23 protein-coding genes are annotated in these 22,489 nt (G+C 57.5%); 8 read left to right on the forward strand and 15 right to left on the reverse strand.

What is annotated here, in order from left to right; all coding sequences use genetic code 11:
• The 3 genes from CWM61_RS30270 to CWM61_RS27915 all read left to right on the forward strand — a co-directional run.
• Nucleotides 1–101, forward strand: a 101-nt coding sequence (locus tag CWM61_RS30270; protein ID WP_371339710.1) for a hypothetical protein, incomplete at its 5' end; no start/stop codon positions are given.
• A gap of 237 nt (nucleotides 102–338) precedes the next feature.
• The gene (locus CWM61_RS27910) at nucleotides 339–1,967 is read left to right on the forward strand and encodes a long-chain fatty acid--CoA ligase (protein WP_074386316.1); all 1,629 of its coding nucleotides are present in this window, start codon (nucleotides 339–341) and stop codon (nucleotides 1,965–1,967) included.
• Complete coding sequence (locus CWM61_RS27915; protein WP_100632235.1) at nucleotides 1,964–3,688, forward strand: aldehyde dehydrogenase family protein; 1,725 nt, start codon at nucleotides 1,964–1,966, stop codon at nucleotides 3,686–3,688. Before CWM61_RS27910 ends, CWM61_RS27915 begins: the two co-directional genes overlap by 4 nt.
• 45 nt (nucleotides 3,689–3,733) lie before the next feature.
• Here CWM61_RS27915 and potD read toward each other — a convergent pair whose 3' ends face one another.
• The 4 genes from potD to potA are packed head-to-tail and all read right to left on the reverse strand — an operon-like array spanning nucleotide 3,734 to nucleotide 7,536.
• Complete coding sequence (potD, locus tag CWM61_RS27920; RefSeq protein ID WP_008806018.1) at nucleotides 3,734–4,780, reverse strand: spermidine/putrescine ABC transporter substrate-binding protein PotD; 1,047 nt, start codon at nucleotides 4,778–4,780, stop codon at nucleotides 3,734–3,736.
• Nucleotides 4,777–5,562, reverse strand: a complete 786-nt coding sequence (gene potC / locus CWM61_RS27925) for a spermidine/putrescine ABC transporter permease PotC (RefSeq protein WP_074386314.1) — start codon at nucleotides 5,560–5,562, stop codon at nucleotides 4,777–4,779. Before potC ends, potD begins: the two co-directional genes overlap by 4 nt.
• Nucleotides 5,559–6,416, reverse strand: a complete 858-nt coding sequence (gene potB, locus CWM61_RS27930) for a spermidine/putrescine ABC transporter permease PotB (protein WP_008806020.1) — start codon at nucleotides 6,414–6,416, stop codon at nucleotides 5,559–5,561. Before potB ends, potC begins: the two co-directional genes overlap by 4 nt.
• A complete protein-coding gene (potA, locus tag CWM61_RS27935) occupies nucleotides 6,400–7,536 on the reverse strand; it encodes a spermidine/putrescine ABC transporter ATP-binding protein PotA (protein WP_074386312.1) in 1,137 nt (378 codons plus the stop codon). The genes potB and potA overlap by 17 nt, the downstream gene beginning before the upstream one ends.
• Before the next feature lie 257 nt (nucleotides 7,537–7,793).
• Here potA and pepT point away from each other — a divergent pair, with 257 nt between their 5' ends.
• Both pepT and CWM61_RS27950 read left to right on the forward strand, forming a co-directional pair.
• A complete protein-coding gene (pepT, locus tag CWM61_RS27940) occupies nucleotides 7,794–9,026 on the forward strand; it encodes a peptidase T (RefSeq protein WP_100632236.1) in 1,233 nt (410 codons plus the stop codon).
• A 156-nt stretch (nucleotides 9,027–9,182) separates the two neighbouring features.
• Nucleotides 9,183–9,674, forward strand: coding sequence for an REP-associated tyrosine transposase (locus CWM61_RS27950; RefSeq protein ID WP_088717287.1), 492 nt, complete (start codon nucleotides 9,183–9,185; stop codon nucleotides 9,672–9,674).
• Nucleotides 9,675–9,811: 137 nt separating this feature from the next.
• Here CWM61_RS27950 and CWM61_RS27955 read toward each other — a convergent pair whose 3' ends face one another.
• The 3 genes from CWM61_RS27955 to phoP form a co-directional block, all read right to left on the reverse strand.
• Complete coding sequence (locus CWM61_RS27955; protein WP_012542214.1) at nucleotides 9,812–10,933, reverse strand: cupin domain-containing protein; 1,122 nt, start codon at nucleotides 10,931–10,933, stop codon at nucleotides 9,812–9,814.
• Between the two features lie 85 nt (nucleotides 10,934–11,018).
• On the reverse strand, nucleotides 11,019–12,485 hold the full coding sequence (phoQ, locus tag CWM61_RS27960) for a two-component system sensor histidine kinase PhoQ (protein ID WP_074386309.1): 1,467 nt from the start codon (nucleotides 12,483–12,485) through the stop codon (nucleotides 11,019–11,021).
• Nucleotides 12,485–13,156, reverse strand: a complete 672-nt coding sequence (phoP, locus tag CWM61_RS27965) for a two-component system response regulator PhoP (protein WP_004150807.1) — start codon at nucleotides 13,154–13,156, stop codon at nucleotides 12,485–12,487. Before phoP ends, phoQ begins: the two co-directional genes overlap by 1 nt.
• A gap of 283 nt (nucleotides 13,157–13,439) precedes the next feature.
• On the opposite strand from phoP, the gene CWM61_RS27970 reads away from it, so the two are divergent.
• Together CWM61_RS27970 and CWM61_RS27975 are read left to right on the forward strand one after the other, a co-directional pair.
• Nucleotides 13,440–14,246: an AraC family transcriptional regulator gene (locus CWM61_RS27970; protein WP_100632238.1), complete on the forward strand. Its 807-nt coding sequence runs from the start codon at nucleotides 13,440–13,442 to the stop codon at nucleotides 14,244–14,246.
• Between the two features lie 83 nt (nucleotides 14,247–14,329).
• Nucleotides 14,330–14,692 (forward strand): cupin domain-containing protein, encoded by a 363-nt coding sequence (locus CWM61_RS27975; protein WP_012542212.1) that lies wholly within the window; start codon nucleotides 14,330–14,332, stop codon nucleotides 14,690–14,692.
• A 54-nt stretch (nucleotides 14,693–14,746) separates the two neighbouring features.
• Here CWM61_RS27975 and purB read toward each other — a convergent pair whose 3' ends face one another.
• Genes purB through rluE form a run of 5 tightly spaced genes read right to left on the reverse strand, consistent with a single transcriptional unit; the run spans nucleotide 14,747 to nucleotide 19,104 of the window.
• Nucleotides 14,747–16,117, reverse strand: coding sequence for an adenylosuccinate lyase (gene purB, locus CWM61_RS27980; protein WP_012968556.1), 1,371 nt, complete (start codon nucleotides 16,115–16,117; stop codon nucleotides 14,747–14,749).
• Between the two features lie 3 nt (nucleotides 16,118–16,120).
• Entirely contained in the window at nucleotides 16,121–16,762 is a 642-nt protein-coding gene (hflD, locus tag CWM61_RS27985; RefSeq protein ID WP_004140557.1) for a high frequency lysogenization protein HflD, read from the reverse strand.
• 53 nt (nucleotides 16,763–16,815) lie between these two features.
• Nucleotides 16,816–17,922 (reverse strand): tRNA 2-thiouridine(34) synthase MnmA, encoded by a 1,107-nt coding sequence (gene mnmA / locus CWM61_RS27990; RefSeq protein WP_074386605.1) that lies wholly within the window; start codon nucleotides 17,920–17,922, stop codon nucleotides 16,816–16,818.
• Between the two features lie 56 nt (nucleotides 17,923–17,978).
• Nucleotides 17,979–18,437 carry an NUDIX hydrolase gene (locus CWM61_RS27995; RefSeq protein WP_061155057.1) on the reverse strand — a complete coding sequence of 153 codons (459 nt, stop codon included), beginning with the start codon at nucleotides 18,435–18,437 and terminating at the stop codon, nucleotides 17,979–17,981.
• 16 nt (nucleotides 18,438–18,453) lie between these two features.
• Entirely contained in the window at nucleotides 18,454–19,104 is a 651-nt protein-coding gene (gene rluE, locus CWM61_RS28000) for a 23S rRNA pseudouridine(2457) synthase RluE (RefSeq protein WP_032729972.1), read from the reverse strand.
• Between the two features lie 240 nt (nucleotides 19,105–19,344).
• On the opposite strand from rluE, the gene icd reads away from it, so the two are divergent.
• Nucleotides 19,345–20,595, forward strand: a complete 1,251-nt coding sequence (gene icd, locus CWM61_RS28005) for an NADP-dependent isocitrate dehydrogenase (RefSeq protein ID WP_008806032.1) — start codon at nucleotides 19,345–19,347, stop codon at nucleotides 20,593–20,595.
• Nucleotides 20,596–20,712: 117 nt separating this feature from the next.
• On the opposite strand, the gene CWM61_RS28010 is transcribed toward icd, so the two are convergent.
• The 3 genes from CWM61_RS28010 to CWM61_RS28020 all read right to left on the reverse strand — a co-directional run.
• Nucleotides 20,713–21,840 carry a site-specific integrase gene (locus tag CWM61_RS28010; protein WP_017898966.1) on the reverse strand — a complete coding sequence of 376 codons (1,128 nt, stop codon included), beginning with the start codon at nucleotides 21,838–21,840 and terminating at the stop codon, nucleotides 20,713–20,715.
• Entirely contained in the window at nucleotides 21,821–22,066 is a 246-nt protein-coding gene (locus CWM61_RS28015) for an excisionase (RefSeq protein WP_012542206.1), read from the reverse strand. Before CWM61_RS28015 ends, CWM61_RS28010 begins: the two co-directional genes overlap by 20 nt.
• Before the next feature lie 52 nt (nucleotides 22,067–22,118).
• Nucleotides 22,119–22,489, reverse strand: a 371-nt coding sequence (locus CWM61_RS28020) for a 3'-5' exonuclease (RefSeq protein WP_227521407.1), incomplete at its 5' end; no start/stop codon positions are given.

Here is a 22,489-nt window from a genome sequence, read left to right on the forward strand (position 1 = left end):
GCATGACCACCTTCGGTGAGTCTGCGCCGGCTGAGCAGCTGTTCGAAGAGTTCGGTTTCACCGTCGACAACGTGGTTGCTAAAGCCAAAGCGCTGCTGTAAATCCCCGCCGCTATCGCCCGGCCCGCTGCCGGGCGATAGCCGCCCTGAGCAAAGACCTGCCTGTTATGATTTCGTCTTTTTCCTCCTGAATCATTTCTCACTCTATTTTGTGCGTGACCGCTGATTTCTGTACGTTTTTTTGTGCAGACCGGCAAATGTAGACCAGATTCAATAGGCGCCCGCACGATCGCGCCGCGACCCTGTTCCCTGCCGGAAGTCTGTAAAGGAGACCCCGTAATGCCGTCACCGATGATTTATCAGGATCTCACCACCGCCGCGCTGCTCGGCCATGCGGCGCAATATCACAGCGAGACCGAGATTGTCTCGGTGAGTACTGGCGGTGAGCAGGAGCGCAGCAGCTGGGGGGAGGTGGCCAGCCGCGCTCAGCGGCTGGCGTCGGCGCTGGCGTCGCTGGGGCTGCCGCCAGGCGCCCGCTGCGCTACCCTGGCATGGAACAATCGCCGCCACCTGGAGATCTATTTTGCCGTCGCCTCCGGCGGCTGGGTGACACACACTGTCAACCCGCGGCTGTCGGTTGACCATCTGCGGTATATCCTCAACGACGCTGCCGACGAAGTGCTGTTTTTTGACCAGACCTTTCTGCCACTGGTGGCGCAGCTGCTGCCGCAGCTGCCGACGGTGAAACACATCGTGCTGATGGAACCCCGCAGCGAAGCGGCGCTCAGCCAGCTGCCCTCATTGCTGTTTTTTGACGATCTGTTGCAGCAGGGGACAGTAGACTATCGCTGGCCGACACTCAATGAACTGACCCCAGCTTCGCTCTGCTACACGTCGGGGACCACCGGCCGGCCGAAGGGGGTGTTGAATACCCATCGTTCGCTGGTCCTGCATGCCCTGAGCGGCAACCAGCCGGACGCCGCCGGCATATCGGCGAAGGACAGCCTGTTGCCGGTGGTGCCGATGTTCCATGTCAACGCGTGGGGGACGCCGTTTATCGCTGCCATGGTCGGCGCGCGACTGGTACTGCCGGGGCCGCAGCTCGATGGCGACAGCCTGCTGCAACTGCTGGCCGCCGAGAAGGTAACGGTGGGGTTTGGTGTGCCGGTGATCTGGGCCGGCTTGCTGGCGGCGATGCGCCGGACAGACGTCCGATTGCCTGAATTTAAACGTGCGCTGGTCGGCGGCTCCGCGCTGCCGCCGTCGATGGCCGAGGCCTTTCAGCGTGATTACGGCATTGCACTGACCCACGCCTGGGGAATGACCGAAACATCGCCCATCGGCACCATCAACACGCCGTTGAGCAAACATGACGTGCTCCCGGCACAGGAGCAGCAAAAGCAGCGCGCCGGTCAGGGGCGGCCCATTTTCGGCATCGAACTGCAGGTAGTAGACGTGGATGGCGAACCGTTGCCCCGGGATGGTCAAAGTCAGGGGTATCTGCAGGTCAGAGGGCACTGGGTGGTGGAGCAGTACTATGGTCAGGACGCGAGCGCCCTGACCGCGGCAGGCTGGTTTGATACCGGCGATATCGGTACGCTCGACGCCAATGGTTATCTGGTGATCTGCGATCGGGCAAAGGATATTATCAAGTCCGGTGGCGAGTGGATCTCCACCGTTGAGCTGGAGAATATCGCCATCGCGCATCCGGCGGTGCGCAGCGCGGCGGCCATCGCCGCCCGTCATCCGCGCTGGGACGAGCGGCCGGTGCTGCTGTGCGTTCGCGCGGAAGGGGGCGAAGTGGAAGAGACCGATCTGCTGACCTGGTTTGAGAAGCGGGTGCCAAAGTGGCAGATCCCGGACCGGGTGATATTTGTCGACGCGCTACCGGTCAGCGCCACGGGTAAGGTGCTCAAAAATCAACTGCGCCAGGCCTATGGAGAGATTTTAATGAGTGAGGGAAAATGAGCCATGCGCGACCCGGTCTGACGACCTGCTCTCAGTATGATGCTGCCCTGCACGCCTTGTCGGCGGCACGACAGCGTTGGGCGGAAACCTCGGTGAACCGTCGTCTGGCGCTGTTGCGTCAGATCAAGGATGCCCTGGCCGGTATTGCCCCGGCGTGGGTGGCCGCGGCGGCGGCGGCCAAAGGGCTGCCGGCGGGCGATCCGCTGGCGGGGGAGGAGTGGCTGGCGGGCCCCTGCGCGCTAATGGTCGGCTGCAACGGGCTTATCGCCACCCTGGAGCAACTGGAAGAGAAGACCTTTCTGCGGCGGATCCCGCTGCGGACGCTGGCGGATGGCCGCCTGGCGCTGCGGGTGGTGCCCGGCACGCTCTGGGATCGGCTGCTGCTCTCCGGCATTCGCGCTGAGATATGGATGCAGCCAGGCGTCACCCGGGCCCATCTCGACCGCTATGCGGCGCGGGCATACGACATCCCGCCGGCCGCGCGGCAGGGCAAGCTGGCGCTGGTGCTTGGCGCCGGCAATGTGGCCTCGATTGCGCCACTGGATGTGCTACATAAGTTGTTTATTGAAAATCAGGTCTGCCTGCTGAAGCTCAACCCGGTGAATGATTATCTGCACGATCTGCTGGCCCAGGCCCTGGCGCCGCTGATTGCCATGGATGCGCTCCGCATCGTCACCGGCGACGCCCAGGCGGGAGCGTGGCTGACCACCCATCCCGCTGTCGATGAGATCCATATCACCGGCTCCCGCGAGACCCATGACGTCATCGTCTGGGGCGACGGTGAAGCGGCTCGCCAGCGTCGGGCCGCCAGGACGCCGCTGAACCCGCGTCGGGTGACTTCGGAGCTGGGCGGCGTCAGCCCTACCATTATCGTACCCGGGCCGTGGAGCGAGGCGGATATCGCGTTTCAGGCGCAGCAGCTGGCGACGCAGAAGATGAACAACGGCGGGTTTAACTGCGTGGCCAGCCAGGTGCTGATCCTGCAGCAGGGCTGGGAGCCAGCGACGGGCTTGCTGAATCAGCTGTACCGACTGATCGCCACGAATACCCGCCCGGACTACTACCCCGGCGCTGAAAAACGGCTGACCGACTTTCGCCTGCGCGCCCGCCAGCCGCTGGAGATAGCGCGCGGCGACGCGCTGCCGTTGATTGTGGCGAACACCGAGGATGACCCGGCGTTCTGTCAGCAGGAGGTCTTTGGCCCGGGGCTGTCGGTCACTCGTCTTGAGGCCGACAGTGCGGAAAGCTTTCTGCGCCAGGCGATCGGCTATGCGAATCAGCGGCTGCAGGGCACGCTGGGGGCCAATATTGTGATCCACCCGCGCACCCGTAAAGCGATTGGACGTAAGCGTTTTAACGCGTTAATCGCTGAGCTGCGCTACGGCACGGTGGCGATTAACTGCTGGAGCGGGGTGGCCTTCCTGTTAGCCCCCTGCCCGTGGGGCGCGTTTCCCGGCCACACGCTCGACGATATTCAGAGCGGGCGGGGCAAGGTACATAACAGCTTTATGCTGGAGAAAACCGAGCGCACGGTGATTGAGGCGCCGTTTCGGCCGTTTCCGCGCAGTCTATGGCATGGCGAACTGACGCTGATGCCCCTGCCGCCCTGGTTTATTACCCACCGGGGGCAGGAAGCGGTGGCGCAGAAGCTGGTGGATTTTTATCATCGGCCGCGCTGGCGCAAGCTGCCGGCGATCCTCTGGCGCGCGCTGAGGGGCTAAGGTGAGAGCAAAAAAAAGGCGGAACCGTTGTTCCGCCCTGCGGGATTAGCGGCCCGCTTTCAGCTTCTGGTAATACTCTTCATAAATGGCGCTGGCGCTGCCGACGTCATTCTGCCATTCGCCTTTCTCGATGGTCGCGGCGTCCGGATAGAGCGATTTATCGTTGGCCACTGCCGGGCTGAGCATTTTGCGCGCCGCCAGGTTTGGCGTGGGGTAGCCGATGGTTTCCGCGACCTGTTTGGCCACATCCGGGCGCAGCAGGAAGTTAATCAGCTTCAGCGCGCCGTCGACGTTTTTGGCATTCGCCGGGATCGACAGGCTATCCATCCAGAAGATGCCACCTTCTTTCGGCCAGATCACTTCCAGCGGGGTACCGGCCTGGCGGGCGACGTAAGCCGAGCCGTTCCATACCATCCCGAGGTTCACTTCGCCTTCCATATACGGGTTCGCCGGGTTATCGGAGTTAAACGCCGCGACGTTGGGCATCAGCTTTTTCAGCTCGTTATAGGCGGCTTCAATCTCTTTCGGGTCGGTGGTGTTGCCGGAATAACCCAGCTTACGCAGCGCCATCTGGAACACTTCGCGCGCGTCGTCGGTCAGCAGCAGGCTGCTTTTGTATTCCGGCTTCCACAGGTCGGCCCAGCTGGTGATGGTTTTCGGGTCAATCGCATCGCTGTTGACGCCGATAGCCGTCGCCCCCCAGATATAGGGGATGGAGTAGTCGTTATTCGGATCGAACGGTTTGTTCAGCATCTGCGGATCGAGGTTGCTGAAGTTAGTCAGCTTGCTCTTGTCGATCTTCTGCAGCATGCCTTCTTTGCGCATCTTGTCGACGAAGTAGGTCGACGGGACGACCAGGTCGTACGCGCCGTCTTTATAGGTCTTGAGCTTGGCGTACATGGTTTCGTTCGACTCGTAGGTCGAATAGATAACCTTGATGCCGGTCTCTTTGGTGAACTGCTCCAGCAGGCCCGGCGGTACGTATTCGGTCCAGTTATAGAAATAGAGCGTTTTGCTATCGTCCGCGTGCGCGGCGCTCATGCCGATTGCCAGAGCGCCGGCTGCGAGCAGGTGGCGTGACCATTTTTTCATTTTAACGTCCCCTGAGTTTTATCACGTGCAATTAACTGACTGGCGATGACCATCACCAGCGACAGAACCAACAGAATCGTGGCCAGGGCGTTCACCTCAGGCGAAACGCCAACCTTGACCATCGAATAGATCTTCAGCGGCAGGATTTCATACCCTGGACCGGTCACGAACGAAGAGACCACCACGTCATCCATCGACAGGGTGAAGCTCAGCAGCCATCCGGCAGCCACCGCTGGCATCGCCAGTGGCAGGATGATTTTGCGCAGGATGGTCATCTCACTGGCACCGAGATCTTTCGCTGCCTCCAGCATCCGCACATCAAAGCCCTTCAGCCGGGAGAACACGGTGACCACCACAAACGGCAGGCAGAAGGTGATATGCGAAAACAGCAGCGACCAGAAACCAAGCTGAATACCAATCAGCATAAACAGCACCAGCAGGGAGATGGCCATGACAATATCGGGCGACATCATCACCACAAACAGCATGCCGCTGACAAACGGTTTGCCACGAAAGCGGTAGCGGTACAGCGCCACGGCGGTCAGCGAGCCGATAAGGGTGGCGAAGGTTGCCGACAGCACCGCCATGGTCAGGGAGTGCTGGGCGGCCTGCAGCAGGCTGTCGTTGTTCATCAGCAGGCTATACCAGTCGGTAGTGAACCCCTGCCAGTTGATACCGAAGCGCGACCGGTTAAACGAGTTAACGATCAGAATAATAATAGGGATGTAGAGATACGCGTAGATGGCGGTCATAAAGCCGCCGCGCAGCAGTCGACCAATCATTCCAGCTCCACCTTTTTATTCAGCAGGCGCGCCGCGCGCCAGTAAATCAACAGCATCAGGCCCATCACCAGGGTTAAGGTAATGCTGGTAGCCGCGCCGAACGGCCAGTCGCGAATATTCAGGAACTGACTCTTGATCACGTTGCCGATCAGCAGGTTCTTGGCGCCGCCCATCAGGTCGGAAACGTAGAACAGCCCCATCGCCGGCAGCATCACCAGCAGACAGCCGGCGATGATCCCCGGCATAGTCAGCGGGATGATGATGCGGATAAAGGTCTGCAGCTTACTGGCGCCGAGATCTTTCGCCGCTTCCAGCAGCGGGCGATCCAGTTTCTCAATGCTGGAGTAGAGCGGCATCACCATAAACGGCAGCAGGATATACACCAGGCCGATAATCACCGCCGAGGGGGTGAACATAATGCGTATCGGCGTGTCGATCACCCCTAACCACAGCAGGAACTCGTTCAGATAGCCTTTGGTACTGAGGAAAATCTTCAGCCCGTAAATACGGATCAACGAATTGGTCCAGAAGGGGACGATCAGCAGAAACAGCAGCAGGGGGCGCACCTTCTGCGGCAGCCGGGCAAGGAACCACGCAAACGGGTAGCCCAGCGCCAGGCAGGCGAGGGTCGCCAGCAGCGCCATGTTCAGCGAATGCAGCAGCACGTCGTAGTAGAGCGGATCCAGCAGCCGCGAGTAGTTGTCCAGCGTGAAGACCAGCTTGACGAAGTTGGCGTCGTCGCGGGTCAGAAAGCTGGTGGCGATGATCATCAGGTTGGGCAGGAAGACAAACAGCACCAGCCAACCGACGATGGTGGCGATCACCACATTCTGGAATTTACTGGAGTTCTTCATCGGCCAGCACCACCTCCCAGCTCTCCACCCAATTGATAGACATTTTCTGATCAAGAGAGTGGTCGAAATCCGGGTCGTCTTCGTTAAAGAACTCGCTGACCATCACCATTTTGCCGTTTTCCAGCTCCACCACCGACTCAAGGGTCATCCCCTTATAGTTACGCTCGCGCACATAGCCGATCAGGCCGTCGGCGTCGCTGTTGTGGTGGATCTCATCGACGCGCAGATCTTCCGGGCGCAGCAGGACGTGCAGACGCTGGCCGGCCTCCACGGCAAAATTGACGGTGATATTGCACTCCCGTCCTTCGACACTGGCGCGCACGCGCTGCGCGTCGAGGCGCTCGATTACGGTGGCGTCGAAGATATTGATCTCGCCGATAAAGCTGGCGACGAACAGGTTTTTCGGCTCTTCGTAGATCTCTCGCGGGGTACCGTCCTGTTCGATTTTTCCATCGCGCATGACCACGATGCGATCGGACATGGTCAGGGCCTCTTCCTGATCGTGGGTCACGAAGACGAAGGTGATCCCGAGCTTACGCTGCAGCGCTTTCAGTTCGTTCTGCATCTGCTTGCGCAACTTGTAATCCAGCGCCGAAAGGGATTCATCGAGCAGCAGCAGACGCGGTTTGTTAACCACCGCGCGGGCGATGGCCACGCGCTGCTGCTGGCCTCCGGAGAGCTGGTGCGGTTTGCGCTGGGCAAAGTCTTCCAGCTGCACCATCTTTAAGGCATCCAGAACCCGCGGGGTGATTTCCGCCGCCGGGGTTTTCTGCATCCGCAGGCCAAAGGCGACGTTCTCGAATACCGTCATATGCGGAAACAGGGCGTAGCTTTGAAAGACGGTATTGACGTGGCGGTTTTCCGCCGGGACATGGGTGATATCGTGATCTTCGAGATGGATCCGTCCGCTGTCGACGTTTTCCAGACCGGCGATAAGGCGCAGAACGGTGGTTTTACCGCAGCCAGAGGGGCCAAGCAGGGTGAGAAACTCACCATTGTTGATGGTCAGGTTAAGGTTATCGATGACCGTTTTACCATCAAAGCTCTTGCGAATTCCCGCCAGTTGCACCAGCGGCGAACGCGAACGCGGTTGTATATTCAATTTTTGACTCTGTCCCATGTAGACGCAACGGAAACTTCCGACCGCTGCGGGGTTTGTGATTAACCACCTTTGGGGTTGCACGTTTTTAATAAGGGCCAGCATTCTACGGCAAACGAGGGTAATCGCCAATCCTTGATACGCCTGCATAGTCTACCTTTACACCATAACGTCGGTTCCGTTATTAAATTTCGCTTTACGGGCTAAGAATGACCTGACGCAATATTTGTCTTTTCTGGCTTATGAATAATGTTGTCACAAAAGAAGAGGGTGGCTACATGGATAAATTGCTTGAGCGTTTTTTGCAGTACGTTTCTTTGGACACGCAGTCGAAGCCTGGCGTTCGTCAGGTCCCCAGCACGGAAGGGCAGTGGAAGCTGTTACGCCTGTTGCAGGCGCAGCTGGAAGAAATGGGACTGGTCAAGGTAACGCTGAGTGATAAAGGGACGGTAATGGGAACCCTGCCCGCCAACGTGGAGGGCGATATCCCGGCCATCGGCTTTATCTCTCACGTCGATACTTCCCCGGATTTCAGCGGTAAAAATGTGAATCCGCAGATTGTCGAAAACTATCGCGGCGGCGATATCGCGCTGGGCATCGGCGATGAGGTGCTCTCCCCGGTGATGTTCCCGGTTCTGCATCAGCTTTTGGGACAGACGCTGATCACCACCGATGGGAAAACGCTGCTGGGGGCGGACGACAAGGCCGGCATCGCCGAGATCATGACCGCGCTGGCGACCCTGCAGGCGAAAAACATCCCCCACGGCGATATCCGCGTGGCCTTCACCCCCGATGAAGAGGTCGGAAAAGGGGCGAAGCATTTCGATGTCGAGGCCTTTGACGCCCGCTGGGCCTATACCGTCGACGGCGGTGGCGTGGGGGAACTGGAGTTTGAAAACTTCAACGCTGCCTCGGTGACCATCAAGATTGTCGGCAATAACGTGCATCCCGGCACCGCAAAAGGGGTGATGGTCAACGCGCTGTCGCTGGCCGCGCGCATTCATGCCGAAGTGCCAGCCGACGAGGCGCCAGAGACCACCGAAGGTTATGAAGGCTTTTATCACCTCACCAGCATCAAAGGCAGCGTGGATCGGGCCGAGATGCACTACATTATCCGCGATTTTGACCGCAAGCACTTTGAGGCGCGTAAACGCAAGATGATGGAGATCGCCAAAAAGGTCGGCAAGGGGCTGCACCCGGACTGCTATATCGAGCTGGTAATCGAGGACAGTTATTACAACATGCATGAGCAGGTGATCGCCCATCCACATGTGGTCGATATTGCCCGCCAGGCGATGGTGGACTGCGATATTGAACCGCAAATGAAGCCGATCCGCGGCGGCACCGACGGCGCGCAGCTCTCGTTTATGGGTCTGCCGTGCCCGAACCTGTTTACCGGCGGCTACAACTATCATGGCAAACATGAGTTTGTCACCCTGGAAGGGATGGAGAAGGCGGTGCAGGTGATCGTGCGTATCGCCGAGCTGACGGCGGCACGAAAAGGGAAATAGCCTTCGCAACCAGCCCGGTCATTCTGCGTGTCGCACAAGATGCCGGATGGCGGCTTCGCCTTATCCGGCCTACGTAACCCGTGCTGTTTGTAGGCCCGGCAAGCGCAGCGCCGCCGGGCAAAAGCTTTTAGGCTGGCAATGAGGAGGGAACCTCACATGTCAGATTATCGTCGCAGTTATCTCCCCGGCGGCTGCTGGTTCTTCACCGTTAACCTGCAAAATCGCCACAGCGATCTCCTGACGCGGCATATTGATCATCTGCGTGCCGCTACAGCGTTTGTTAAAAGCAAAAAACCTTTTCTGATTAATAGCTGGGTGGTTTTACCAGAGCATATGCACTGCATCTGGACCCTGCCTGAGGGGGATACCGATTATTCTGGTCGCTGGCGGGATATTAAAAAAACGTTTACCCGGGCGCTGGCACAGCGCTCTATCTGGCAGCCGCGCTTCTGGGAACATGCCATCCGTAATGAAGAAGATTACCGGCGGCATATGGATTACGTTTATATCAATCCCGTTAAGCACGGTCATGTCCGCCGGGTAGAGGATTGGCCGTATTCGACCTTTCATCGCGACGTGCGCCGGGGAGGGTATCCGCCGGATTGGGCGGGTGAGGTAAGCGAATTTGATGCAGGCGAGAGGCGATAATGCTCGGGTAAGACATCGCCGCCATCGAAACCACAAAGTGCCGGATGGCGGCTTCGCCTTATCCGGCCTACGGTCCAACCGGTGACCGCAGAACCCGTAGGCCCGGCAAGCGCAGCGCCGCCGGGCAGGATGATGGCTCAGTCGCCAAAGAACCAGTAGCCGCTGTTGACCAGCGCTGCCAGCATGGCGAGGAAAGAAGGATCTTCCAGCGCATCGCCAAAATGGTCGGCGCGCAGCGTCAGATGGGTGGCTAAGGCGTCCAGCGCCGGGCGGTGCGGGGAGTTGATCTTCTCACCATTGACGAACACCTCGCCGTCAATGCGCAGCACCCGCAGGCCGCCCAGCCGTTCCAGCGTGTCGCCCTGCTGCAGGGCATCGTAAATTTCATCTGGCTGATACGGCGGCTCCGGCGGCGCGACGTCGAGCTCATGACGCGACTGGGTGATAAACTCGCCGAACCACTGTTTAAAGTGCTCTGGTTGGTTAATCAGCCCCAACATCATCTCGCGCAGGCGGTCGAGTTCGACGGGTAAAATATCCGCCGGATGGTCGCGCGACGGCACGTCCGGATCGGCGTAGCGCTGGCTGCCCAGTTCGCGCTGGAGAACGTAGTCGGCAAAGCCGCTGAACAGCTCGCGGGCATTCGGCGCGCGATAGCCGACCGAATAGTTGAGCGAGTTTTCCAGCGAATACCCCTCATGCGGGAATCCTGGCGGAATATAAAGAATATCGCCCGGCTCCATCTCTTCATCGATGATCGCCTCGAAGGGGTCAACCTGCAGCAGGTCCGGATGCGGGCAGTGCTGTTTCATCGGCACCTTTTCCCCGACGCGCCAGCGCCGACGGCCGGTGCCCTGAATGATAAACACATCATACTGATCCAGATGCGGACCGACGCCGCCCCCGGGTACCGAGAAGGAGATCATCAGATCGTCGATACGCCAGTCCGGCAGAGCGCGGAACGGATGCATCAGCGCCGCTGAGGGTTCATGCCAGTGGTTAACCGCCTGCACCAGCAGGGACCAGTTGTTTTCACTCAGGTGATCGTAGCTTTCGAAGGGACCGTGACTGACCTGCCATTTTCCATCCTGATGGCTGACAAGGCGGCTATCGACCTCGCTCTCCATGGCCAGTCCAGCCAGTTCGTCCGGGCTTAGGGGGTCGATAAAATTGGCGAAGCCGCGCTTCAGTACCACCGGCCGTTTTTGCCAGTAGCGTTCGATAAAGTCGGGCCAGTTAAGCGTTAATTGATAATCCATATTGATATTCCACTGCAGGTGTCTGACAGGGATTATAACGGATGCGGCGCCCCGGCGATGCAGGCGCCGTTAAAAAACTCAATGATTAACCCTGTTTATCTTCCATCAGCTGGCGGCCAAACACCACCTCCATGCAGGCGCCGCCGAGCAGGCTTTCGCCGGCGATAATCTCCCCGTCATATTGTTCGACGATTTCGCGGGCGACGGAGAGCCCCACACCCTGGCCGGGACGCAGCGTATCTGCCCGCTGGCCGCGGTCAAAGACGGCGCGGCGTTGGCTCTGCGGGATCCCCGGGCCATCGTCTTCCACCAGAATATGCAGATGGCTGTCGGTGGTTTGGCGCACGGAAACTTCCACGAACTCCAGACAGTACTTACAGGCGTTATCGAGAACGTTACCCATCACTTCCATAAAATCGTTCTGCTCGCCGACAAAAGTGATCTCCGGCGAGATGTCGAGCGAGATATTGACCCCTTTACGCTGATAGACCTTGTTGAGGGCGGAGGTCAGGCTGTCGAGCAGGGGGGCGATCGGGTGCAGTTCCCGGCTCAGCAGGGTACCGCCGCTGCGCATGCTGGCGCGATGCAAATAGTAACCAATCTGCTGCGAAATGCGGCTTATCTGCTCCAGCATCACCGGCTCCGCCTCGTCGACGCTGATCTTCTCGCCGCGCAGCGAGCGAAGCGTACTCTGCATCACCGCCAGCGGCGTTTTCAGGCTGTGGGTGAGATCGGTGAGGGTGGTGCGGTATTTGTCATAGCGTTCACGCTCGCTGCGAACCAGGCGGTTAAGGTTGCTGACCAGCCGGGTCAGCTCGCGGGTGGTGTTGGGATTGAGCTTTTCGCGGTGGTGCTCCTCCAGCTCACGCACCTCTTTCGCCAGCGACTCGATAGGCCGCAGGCTCCACCAGGCGGCGACCCACAGCAGGGGGATCACCAGCAGCAGGTTGGCGGCCAGCACGTAGATAAACCAGCTCCATACCATATAGCTGCGCTTGAGCTCCACCGGAATGGTATCGACCACCACAATGCTGAGCTGGGGCATTTTGCTGGTGGCCGGGTAGAGGTTGATCGCCACCGAGTGGGTCATCTCCGAATCGTCGCCCTGCTCGCGGATGGCGTCCAGCTGTTCCTGAATCTCGTGGTTGTTGCGCAGCAGCATGCTACTGCTGTCGACATCGGCTTCGATCTCATGGAAACCATTGCTCTTCAGCCATTCCGGTTGAATGCGTTTCGCCAGCCAGGGGACATCGCGCTGCGCCCACAGCAGTTTACCCTTCTCATCGTAGATAAGGGTCACCGTCGGGCTTTCCATATTCAGATTTTCCGGAATATCGACGTCAATAGCGCCGTTCTCCCATTTCGCCAGCATATAGAAGAGATTGCTCTCGCCGCGCAGCAGGCGGAAGGTGGTTTTATCGAAGCTGACGCTGTAGCCCACCAGCGCTACCATGCCATAGGCCAGCGACAGCACCAGCACGACCCCGGCGGTCGCCAGCAGGAAGCGAACCCGTAATGACAGCGGGAAGATATGTCGCAACAATCCCTTCATCAGCGCAGTTCGAACAGATAGCCCTGGCCGCGCACCGTGGTGATGACGTCCTGTGGGTATTCAGCCTGAATTTTCTTGCGCAGCCGGCCCATCAGTACGTCGATGGTATGGCTCTCACGCAGTTCGGCATCCGGGTAAAGCTGGAGCATCAGGGAATCTTTGCTGACCACTTTGCCGCGGTTGCGGATCAGGGTTTCCATAATGGTGTACTCAAAGGCCGTCAGCTTGATCGGCTGGTCGTTCACCGACAGCTCGCGCCGGGAGAGGTCGACCTGGAACGGCGGCAGGGAGATCACCTGCGAGGCCAGGCCGCTGTTGCGGCGCAGCAGCGCCTGCATGCGGGCGGCAACCTCTTCAATATGGAAAGGCTTGGTGACGTAATCATCCGCCCCGGCGCTCAGCACTTCCACTTTATCCTGCCACCCTTCGCGGGCGGTCAGCACCAGCACCGGCAGTGACACATCGTGGCTGCGCCAGCGGCGGATCAGCGATAGTCCGTCTTCATCCGGCAGGCCGAGGTCGACGATGGCGATATCCGGGAGATGTTCGCCCAGATAGTAGTCCGCTTCCCTGGCATCTTCCGCCGCATCGACCTGATGGCCCAGCTCCTGCAGCTGAACTTTGAGGTGGTGACGCAGCAGGGCGTTATCCTCAACCACGAGTACGCGCATGACTGTTCTCCCTTCCTGTGTTGATAGTAATCTGACGCTCATTATATACGCAAAATATAAACAGCTGTTAAATAAAGCTTTTTATACCAACGGCGCATAACACTGCCAGGCAGGCCAGCATTCGTCGATGCCCTTTGCGCATAGTGCATGGAACTCCTTCATTCTATGCGTTATTTCAGCAAACGCCCAGCGGCAGGGCGCGGGCAGTGCGCGGGTTGGTGATGTTAATTTTTTGTGTAATAGTGCTGGGATCACTCCTCAATGACGCCGCAGGTTATCCATTATGTCTCAGCAGCAGAGCGCGGACTGGGTCAGGCTGGCGCAGTCGCCCAGTCAGACGGAACGCATCGAAGCCTTCTTCGGCGGCCACGGCTATGAGCCGCACCGGCATGATACCTATGCTATCGGCCAGACGATCGCCGGCGTGCAGAGCTTTCACTATCGCGGCGGGCAACAGCACAGTCTGCCTGGCGGGACGATGGTGCTTCACCCGGACGAAATACACGACGGCGAGGCGGGCACCGAGGCGGGGTTTCACTACCGCATGGTCTATATCGAACCGGCGCTGATCCAAAAGATACTCGGCGGCAGGTCATTGCCGTTTATCCCCGGCGGCCTGTCGGCGGATCCGCGTCTGCGTTGCGCCGCGCAGCCGTTGTTAAAAGCGGTCACGGACACCTTCGAGCCGCTGGAGGAAGAGGATGCTCTGTACGACCTGGCGCAGACCCTGGCTGTGGTCGGCGGGCAGCGTTCCCGTCGCCAGGCATTTGACTATCAGGCGGCGGAGAGGGCCCGGGAGTATATCCATGCCTGTTTTATGCAGGATATGACCCTCGACACTTTATCGCAGGTGAGCGGCCGGGACCGCTGGAGCCTGAGTCGTGATTTCAGAACGCTGTACGGCACCAGCCCGTGGCGTTACGTCATGATGCGCCGGCTCGATTTTTGCCGCCAGCGGATGCGCGCCGGGGATCGTCTGGTGGATATTGCCGCCGACGCGGGCTTTGCCGATCAGAGCCACATGACGCGCCAGTTTATCAGCCGCTTTGGTCTCTCTCCGGGCCGCTGGCTGCGGGCGATCCGCGGCTAGCGCGGTGCAGGTTGCACAATCGTTCAAGCGTGACCGCGGCGAGGCGAACTATGCTGACTGCCTTTATCACAAGGAGACAGCCCATGTATCAACTCGTTAATCTTGCTCAGAAATTTTCCCTGTTCAGCGAACAATGGCAGCCCAAAGTGGTGGCTGAGATGAACGACTATCAGTTCAAGATCGTCCGTATCGCCGGCGATTTCATCTGGCATAGCCACCCGGAAACCGATGAGACATTGATGGTGGTGGAGGGGGTATTACGCGTGGACTTCCGCGACGGACATGTGCTGGTGAAGGCCGGGGAGATGATCGTCGTGCCGCGCGGGGTGGAACATAAGACCTCGGCGGAGACGGAAGCGAAGCTCATGCTGATTGAGCCGCGTGGCGTGCTGAATACCGGCCATGAGGGCGGCGAGCGGACGGCGGTGAACGACGTCTGGATCTGATTGCTTTCCGGCGACAAAACGCCCCTCTTTCCGCCGGAAAGAGGGGCAAGGCGATTACTTCAGCTCGTCAACCATGGTGGTTGCCCGACCGATATAGTTGGCCGGAGTCATCGCTTTGAGGCGCACTTTTTCGTCTTCCGGCAGGGCGAGGCTGTCAATAAACTGCTTCATCCCTTCCGCGTCAACGCGTTTGCCGCGGGTCAGCTCTTTCAGCTTCTCGTACGGTTTTTCGATACCGTACCGGCGCATCACGGTCTGGATCGGCTCAGCCAGTACTTCCCAGTTGTGATCCAGTTCGTCCAGCAGGCGATCCTGGTTCAGCTCCAGCTTGCTGATCCCTTTGAGGGTGGACTGATAGGCGATCAGCGCATAGCCGATGCCCACGCCGAGGTTACGCAGGACGGTGGAGTCGGTCAGGTCGCGCTGCCAGCGGGAAACCGGCAGTTTGCTGGCCAGGTGCTGCATGACCGCATTGGCCAGGCCGAGGTTGCCTTCGGAGTTTTCGAAGTCGATCGGGTTCACCTTGTGCGGCATGGTGGAGGAGCCGATCTCTCCGGCGATGGTCTTCTGTTTGAAGTGGTTGAGCGCAATGTAGCCCCACACATCGCGATCGAAGTCGATCAGAATGGTGTTGAAGCGCGCGATGCAGTCAAACAGCTCAGCGATATAGTCATGCGGCTCGATCTGGGTGGTGTACGGGTTCCACTGAATGCCCAGCGAGGTGACGAACTCTTCGCTGAACTGATGCCAGTCGACTTCCGGGTAGGCCGCGATGTGGGCGTTGTAGTTACCCACCGCGCCGTTGATTTTACCGAGGATTTCCACCTGGTTCAGCTGACGGTACTGGCGCTCCATACGGTAGGCGACGTTCGCCATCTCTTTACCCATGGTGGACGGCGTTGCCGGCTGACCGTGGGTACGGGAGAGCAGCGGCACATCGCGGTACTGGGTTGCCAGATCTTTTACCGCGTCAATCAGCTTGCGCCAGTAAGGCAGAACCACTTCGTCGCGGGCGGTTTTCAGCATCAGCGCGTGGGAGAGGTTATTGATGTCTTCAGACGTACAGGCGAAGTGAATAAACTCTGATACCGCGTGCAGCTCGGCGACGTCAGCGACTTTCTCTTTCAGAAAATACTCTACCGCTTTCACGTCGTGGTTGGTGGTGCGCTCGATGGTTTTGATGCGCTCCGCGTCTTCGACGCTGAAATCGGCGACGATTTTATCAAGGAAACCGTTTGCGTCGGCAGCAAAAGCAGGAACTTCCTTGATCGCTGCGTGGGCGGCCAGTTTTTGCAGCCAACGTACTTCCACCTGAACGCGGAATTTCAGCAAACCGAATTCGCTGAAGATACCGCGCAGCGCGCTGACTTTATCGCCGTAGCGGCCGTCTACAGGGGAAACGGCGGTCAGTGAGGATAATTCCATAGATCACAACTCCGGGGTTAAATGAGCAAGAATTTGCTTTGCCTGGTTAACCAGACGATTACGGGAAAACATAAGCTGCAGACGTCCGCCGCCCACCTGATGCCAGAGCACCGCGGCGCGAATACCCGCCAGCAGCGCTGAGCGAACTTTCGCCTGCACCTGCGGGCTTTGCAGCACGGCAGGGGAGCCGGTCACCTGAATACGCGGCCCCAGCGGGCTTATCACGTCAACATAGATGCCTGCCATGGCGCTGAGCAGCGTTTCGGACTGCAGGTCAAAATGTTCCAGTTGACGGTGCAGGCCAGCGATGCGGTTGCCGAGCGTGTCCATCGCCCCTTTACTGGCGGCGAGCTTGCGCTCCAGCACCATCAGGCTCAGGGTATAGCGCGTCAGTTCAGCATTGAGGCCCTGACGGCTGCTGGTATTGAGCACCCCGAGCAGCGTTTCAAGGCCGAGGCGAAGATTGGCTTCACTGCCACCGAACACCGCCAGCGTCGACTCGGGATCGAGGTCGATGATGCTGTTCAGCGACACATGCAGGGCATCGCTGTCGCAATGTCCCTGATGCGCCAGTTGCTGAACCAGTCGTGCCGCCTGGCAAACGCCAGCCAGCGCCAGCGTGATGTCATAGTAATTCTTCGCCACACATACTCCTTGTCAGCCGTCGGGCGGTTCGTCCCGACGGAAATAACGCGCGTTCAGGACTGCAGAGGCAGTCGTTGTTCAATAATACCGCCGCCGAGGCACACTTCACCCAGATAGAACACTGCGGACTGGCCCGGGGTGACCGCCGCGACCGGCTCATCGAAGCGGACTTCGATACGGTCTTCATCCAGCGCGGTGACGGTGCAGGGGATATCGGTCTGGCGATAGCGGGTTTTCACCGTGCAGCGCAGGGTGCCCCGCAGCGGTTCACGGTCAACCCAGTGCAGCTGTTGGGCAATCAGGCCGACGGACATCAGGCGCGGGTGGTCATGGCCCTGGGCGACGACAAGAATATTGTTCTCAACGTCTTTATCCACCACGTACCACGGATCTTCGCTACCCTCTTTGGTGCCGCCGATACCCAGCCCTTTACGCTGGCCCAGCGTATGGTACATCAGCCCCTGATGGGTACCGATCTCCTCGCCGTCGACGGTGAGGATTTTGCCCGGCTGCGCCGGCAGATAGCGGCCAAGGAAATCGCGGAATTTACGCTCGCCGATAAAGCAGATGCCGGTGGAATCTTTTTTCTTCGCGGTGATCAGATCCAGCTCTTCGGCGATTTTACGCACCTGCGGTTTTTCCAGCTCACCCACCGGGAACAGGCTCTGGGCAATCTGCTCGTGGCTAAGGGTGTAGAGGAAGTAGCTCTGATCTTTGTTACCGTCGAGGCCGCGCAGCAGCTGGCTTTTGCCGTCGACATCGGCGCGGCGCACATAGTGCCCGGTGGCGATGTAGTCGGCGCCGAGGTCTTCGGCGGCAAACTCGAGGAAGGCTTTAAACTTGATCTCTTTATTGCACAGAATATCCGGGTTCGGCGTGCGGCCAGCTTTGTACTCTTCCAGGAAGAGCTCAAAGACGTTATCCCAATATTCGGCGGCAAAGTTAACGGTGTGCAGTTCAATGCCCAGCTTATCGCAGACCGCTTGCGCGTCGGCAAGGTCGGCGGCGGCGGTGCAGTATTCCTCGCCGTCGTCTTCCTCCCAGTTCTTCATGAACAGGCCTTCCACCTTATACCCTTGCTGCAACAGCAGGTACGCGGAGACCGAGGAGTCGACGCCGCCGGACATGCCGACGATCACTTTTTTCTGGCTTTCTGACATGGAAATACTCGCTACATTGAACTTCGAGGCGGCGTATTCTAGCACGCGCTCACCGTTCATTCACCCCCTGTGAACGGCCAGTTAAATGCGCCAATCAGCGACAGCGGCTGGCGCGGGTCCTGCAGATAACTGCGAATGCTTTCGGCAACCAGCGGTGAACGCAGGTTCGGCGCGTTAAGAATTTCCTCAGCACTGAGCCACAGGCAGCGATCGATATCGCTGTCATGCGGTTCGGTGGCGCACAGATCGCTAAGTTCGATGGCGAACAGGAAGCGCAGAAATGGCGTGTTATCGGGAGCGACCCACTGGTGCATGCGGATGAAGTGCTGCGGCGTGGCGCGAATGCCGGTCTCTTCCCACAGTTCGCGTTCGGCGGCCTGCAGCAGCGTCTCATTGGCCTCCAGGTGGCCCGCCGGCTGGTTCCACAGCGCTTTGCCGTTAATAGTCTCTTCGACGATGAGGAATTTATCCTCGGCGTGGACCACGCAGGCTACAGTAACATGAGGTTTAAACATCGCTTTTCCTTTTCGGTTATTCGGCTCTACGCCATTCGCCATTCGCCAGCCCGTCAAGCGTATAGCCGCCCATGGCGTAGCGGATCAGGCGCAGGGTGGGGAAGCCGACGTGGGCGGTCATCCGGCGCACCTGGCGGTTACGTCCCTCGTAGAGGGTGATTTTCAGCCAGCAGGTGGGGATCGATTTGCGCTCGCGAATAGGCGGGTTGCGCGGCCACAGCCACGCGGGCTCCTCCACCACTTCCACGCCAGCAGGCAGGGTGGGGCCATCGTTGAGCGTGACGCCGTTGCGTAGCGCGGCCAGCGCCTCGGCGGTGGGTTCTCCTTCCACCTGGACGTAGTAAATCTTGCCGGTGCGTTTACCCGGCTGGGTTAGCTTCGCCTGCAGCGCGCCATCGTTGGTCAGCACCAGCAGGCCTTCGCTGTCGCGGTCAAGACGACCGGCGGCGTAGACGCCCGCCACGGGGATAAAATCTTTCAGCGTGCTGCGCCCGGCTTCGTCGGTAAATTGTGGCAACACATCATAGGGTTTATTGAACAAGATCACAGTTTTTGGCTGGTGTTCTTTACGTTGTCTGGTGACTTGTTGTGTGCTGAATCGCTCAACGCGATGTTTTCTAAATGAAGTTTTCTGCATGGTATTTTCAGGCTCTATCAATTGCCGCATTATAGCCTAATTACGAATGCCTTTCATGGACGCAAACATTCAGGTAGTATTGACATGCTCATTACAAATTATTAACAAAAAATTGCTCAAACCGATTCGCACTACAGGCAGGAAGGCGACACGGACGCGATAGCTCCGCTTAGCGGGAAAACCCGGTACGCTGGAGCTGGCCGACTCAGCCAACACCAGGCTCGCGTGAAGAGGGAAGAGCAGAACCAGAAGCGCTCGAAGGAGAGGTTAATGGAAAGCAAAGTAGTAGTTCCGGCGGAAGGTCAAAAAATCACCCTGCAAAACGGCAAACTGAACGTCCCTCACAATCCGATTATCCCGTTCATTGAAGGTGATGGTATCGGCGTTGACGTTACCCCAGCGATGCTGAAAGTGGTTGATGCCGCCGTTGAGAAAGCCTATAAGGGCGAGCGTAAAATTTCCTGGATGGAAGTTTACACCGGTGAAAAATCGACCCAAGTCTATGGCCAGGATGTCTGGCTGCCAGCTGAAACCCTCGATCTGATTCGTGACTACCGCGTTGCTATCAAAGGTCCTCTGACCACCCCAGTCGGCGGCGGCATCCGTTCTCTGAACGTGGCGCTGCGCCAGGAGCTGGACCTCTACGTCTGCCTGCGTCCGGTACGTTACTACCAGGGCACCCCGAGCCCGGTTAAGCACCCTGAACTGACCGATATGGTTATCTTCCGTGAAAACTCAGAAGATATCTATGCAGGTATCGAGTGGAAAGCCGACTCTGCTGAAGCAGACAAAGTCATCAAATTCCTGCGCGATGAGATGGGCGTGAAGAAAATTCGCTTCCCGGAACATTGCGGTATCGGTATCAAGCCGTGCTCTGAAGAAGGCACCAAACGCCTGGTTCGCGCCGCGATTGAATACGCGATCACCAACGATCGTGATTCCCTCACCCTGGTGCACAAAGGCAACATCATGAAGTTCACCGAAGGCGCGTTCAAAGACTGGGGCTACCAGCTGGCTCGCGAAGAGTTCGGCGGCGAGCTGATCGACGGCGGCCCGTGGGTGAAAATCAAGAACCCGAACACCGGCAAAGAGATCGTGGTGAAAGACGTGATCGCCGATGCGTTCCTGCAGCAGATCCTGCTGCGTCCGGCGGAATACGACGTTATCGCCTGTATGAACCTGAACGGCGACTACATCTCTGACGCGCTGGCGGCACAGGTTGGCGGTATCGGTATCGCCCCGGGCGCCAACATCGGTGACGAGTGCGCGCTGTTCGAAGCGACTCACGGTACTGCGCCGAAATATGCTGGCCAGGACAAAGTGAACCCGGGCTCCATCATCCTGTCCGCAGAGATGATGCTGCGCCACATGCAGTGGTTCGAAGCCGCAGACCTGATCGTCAAAGGCATGGAAGGTGCTATCGCCGCCAAGACCGTGACCTATGACTTTGAACGTCTGATGGAAGGCGCTAAACTGCTGAAATGTTCAGAGTTTGGCGACGCGATTATCGCGAACATGTAATCTGGCCCCCAGATTATGTCAGAACGGGAACCTGGTGGTTCCCGTTTTTATTATTAGTTTTCGAACGGTTATCAAAATTTTATCAAAACAAGTTATCAAAACCCCTCCCGAAAAACCTCATAAGGCCACCGTTGTCCACCCCTTCCCACGATCATCATGGTACCTATCCGTTTGTTGTTGAGTTTTATGTCCAAGTAAATCTTTCGTGTTTATACCTTGGGCTTTATATAACCGCTCGGAAAGCGATCTTTGTTCATGGAAAGTTGCCGGTGTACCTTGTCCCCAGTCAATATCTGCACTGTCTCTTGCCTTGCTGAAATTCATGGTCAGTGTTCTGGGTTTCACCTGTGCTCCTCGCTCAGCCTGTGAGGTGGTTCTAAAGAAATGAACCAAATAAGGGCTTACTGCATAATCCCGGCAACGACTGATTACATCTCGGAGGCTCCAGTTGATTGCGTTGCAACGCAGAGCTAATGGTATAGCGATTTTGCTTCCGGTTTTCTCTTGCTCAACGTGTAGATGATCGTCCCAGATGTCCGAGAATTTCATACGGGATATATCACCTAGTCGCTGTCCTGTTACTATGGCTAAAAGCATGGCGTTCCCCATGTATTTGTGATTTTCATCGGCTATATCAAAAATCTTTTGCCATTCCTCAAGAGTGAGGCGCTGGCGAGTGATCTTTCTACGAGGTTGTTTAGTTGCTAGTGCAGGGTTATAACCAGGAGGTACTTCTCCCGCATGCTGAGCTTCTTTAAAAACATCTATTAGGACAGAGCGAATGACCTGAGCCATTCTGGGTTGTCCCTCCGCTAAATATTCATCAAGAATTTGCGCAACATCTCGAACATTGACAGCGGATATTAATTTCATTCCCACCCGTTCCTTAAGCAGAGATACTGGTTTTGCTTTTTGTTTGATAGTGTTTTCTTTAATATCTCCGGACTTTAATCTTTCCTGTTGAATCTTCCAGTAACGTTCAAGCCAGGTGTTAGTTGATATTGATTTTCCTGAGCTGGTGGAAATTCTGTCAGTGATTGCCATTATCTGGCGGGTTTGTTGTTCCGCCAGTCTTTTATTTGCTTCAATAGCTATTGCCGTGGCCTCTGCTTCATCTGTTCCTAGACTATGAAACTTACCAGTTATCGGGTGTTTATAACGCCAGTATACTTTATTAACCTTTCTACTGTAGAGCGGGTATAAATTTGGAATAGATATATTATTCTTACGTGGTCTGGCAGCCATCGTTCAAAATCCTCTGCAAAAGAACAGGGTCGCTTTTCTTTACTACAGGAGTGGTCAATGTACCGACCAACTCAGCATCCTCCCTGACGCGCCAGAATCGACCTTCTTTTTTGGCTGGGGGAGAAAACATATTCTGTTTAGCATAATTCCTGAGAGTGGAAACACTTGGAGGATTGCTTCTGTATTTCTCGTTTGCCCACTCTTCAAGGGTTAACATCTGGAGCATATGTTTTACCTCATCATGGCCCATTGCTGGGCCAGTATCTGAAAATACAAAATCAGTTTTGCATCAATTTTTGCAGCACCTGATTGCCGGCAATTATTCGCTGCCAGATCGCTGATGCATAGCGGGCCTGATGAATAGCATCAGCGAGGGCATTGTGACGAGACCCTTCAAACGGGATCGTTGTTTTGGGGTCGAAGCTAATGGCTTGGCCGAGCTCTACCATTGTTCGTACGTCCCGATCGTTCCAGTATTCCCACGGATAATCTTCAGCAATGCAATCGTAAGAAGAACGCAGAATAGAGTTGTCGAATGACGCACCGTTACCCCATACCTGCGCCTTTTTGCTCCCACCAGCGACATTATCAGAAACAAATTCTCTGAACTGGAGTAATGCATCCTGCAACGGGATAGCATCATCATTTA

This window comes from Klebsiella sp. K-Nf6 (assembly GCF_002806655.1).
GTDB lineage: Bacteria > Pseudomonadota > Gammaproteobacteria > Enterobacterales > Enterobacteriaceae > Klebsiella > Klebsiella variicola.

What these genes read in the sequence shown, in the direction of transcription:
- pepT (WP_100632236.1), top strand. Translation starts at nt 7,794, where the DNA reads ATGGATAAATTGCTTGAGCGTTTTTTGCAGTACGTTTCTTTGGACACG.
- phoQ (WP_074386309.1), bottom strand. Translation starts at nt 12,485, where the DNA reads ATGAAGGGATTGTTGCGACATATCTTCCCGCTGTCATTACGGGTTCGC.
- CWM61_RS27975 (WP_012542212.1), top strand. Translation starts at nt 14,330, where the DNA reads ATGTATCAACTCGTTAATCTTGCTCAGAAATTTTCCCTGTTCAGCGAA.
- CWM61_RS27970 (WP_100632238.1), top strand. Translation starts at nt 13,440, where the DNA reads ATGTCTCAGCAGCAGAGCGCGGACTGGGTCAGGCTGGCGCAGTCGCCC.
- CWM61_RS27955 (WP_012542214.1), bottom strand. Translation starts at nt 10,933, where the DNA reads ATGGATTATCAATTAACGCTTAACTGGCCCGACTTTATCGAACGCTAC.
- phoP (WP_004150807.1), bottom strand. Translation starts at nt 13,156, where the DNA reads ATGCGCGTACTCGTGGTTGAGGATAACGCCCTGCTGCGTCACCACCTC.
- CWM61_RS27915 (WP_100632235.1), top strand. Translation starts at nt 1,964, where the DNA reads ATGAGCCATGCGCGACCCGGTCTGACGACCTGCTCTCAGTATGATGCT.
- mnmA (WP_074386605.1), bottom strand. Translation starts at nt 17,922, where the DNA reads ATGTCAGAAAGCCAGAAAAAAGTGATCGTCGGCATGTCCGGCGGCGTC.
- CWM61_RS28015 (WP_012542206.1), bottom strand. Translation starts at nt 22,066, where the DNA reads ATGCTCCAGATGTTAACCCTTGAAGAGTGGGCAAACGAGAAATACAGA.
- potB (WP_008806020.1), bottom strand. Translation starts at nt 6,416, where the DNA reads ATGAAGAACTCCAGTAAATTCCAGAATGTGGTGATCGCCACCATCGTC.
- icd (WP_008806032.1), top strand. Translation starts at nt 19,345, where the DNA reads ATGGAAAGCAAAGTAGTAGTTCCGGCGGAAGGTCAAAAAATCACCCTG.
- CWM61_RS27910 (WP_074386316.1), top strand. Translation starts at nt 339, where the DNA reads ATGCCGTCACCGATGATTTATCAGGATCTCACCACCGCCGCGCTGCTC.
- potC (WP_074386314.1), bottom strand. Translation starts at nt 5,562, where the DNA reads ATGATTGGTCGACTGCTGCGCGGCGGCTTTATGACCGCCATCTACGCG.
- purB (WP_012968556.1), bottom strand. Translation starts at nt 16,117, where the DNA reads ATGGAATTATCCTCACTGACCGCCGTTTCCCCTGTAGACGGCCGCTAC.
- potA (WP_074386312.1), bottom strand. Translation starts at nt 7,536, where the DNA reads ATGGGACAGAGTCAAAAATTGAATATACAACCGCGTTCGCGTTCGCCG.
- rluE (WP_032729972.1), bottom strand. Translation starts at nt 19,104, where the DNA reads ATGCGGCAATTGATAGAGCCTGAAAATACCATGCAGAAAACTTCATTT.
- CWM61_RS27995 (WP_061155057.1), bottom strand. Translation starts at nt 18,437, where the DNA reads ATGTTTAAACCTCATGTTACTGTAGCCTGCGTGGTCCACGCCGAGGAT.
- CWM61_RS28010 (WP_017898966.1), bottom strand. Translation starts at nt 21,840, where the DNA reads ATGGCTGCCAGACCACGTAAGAATAATATATCTATTCCAAATTTATAC.
- potD (WP_008806018.1), bottom strand. Translation starts at nt 4,780, where the DNA reads ATGAAAAAATGGTCACGCCACCTGCTCGCAGCCGGCGCTCTGGCAATC.
- CWM61_RS27950 (WP_088717287.1), top strand. Translation starts at nt 9,183, where the DNA reads ATGTCAGATTATCGTCGCAGTTATCTCCCCGGCGGCTGCTGGTTCTTC.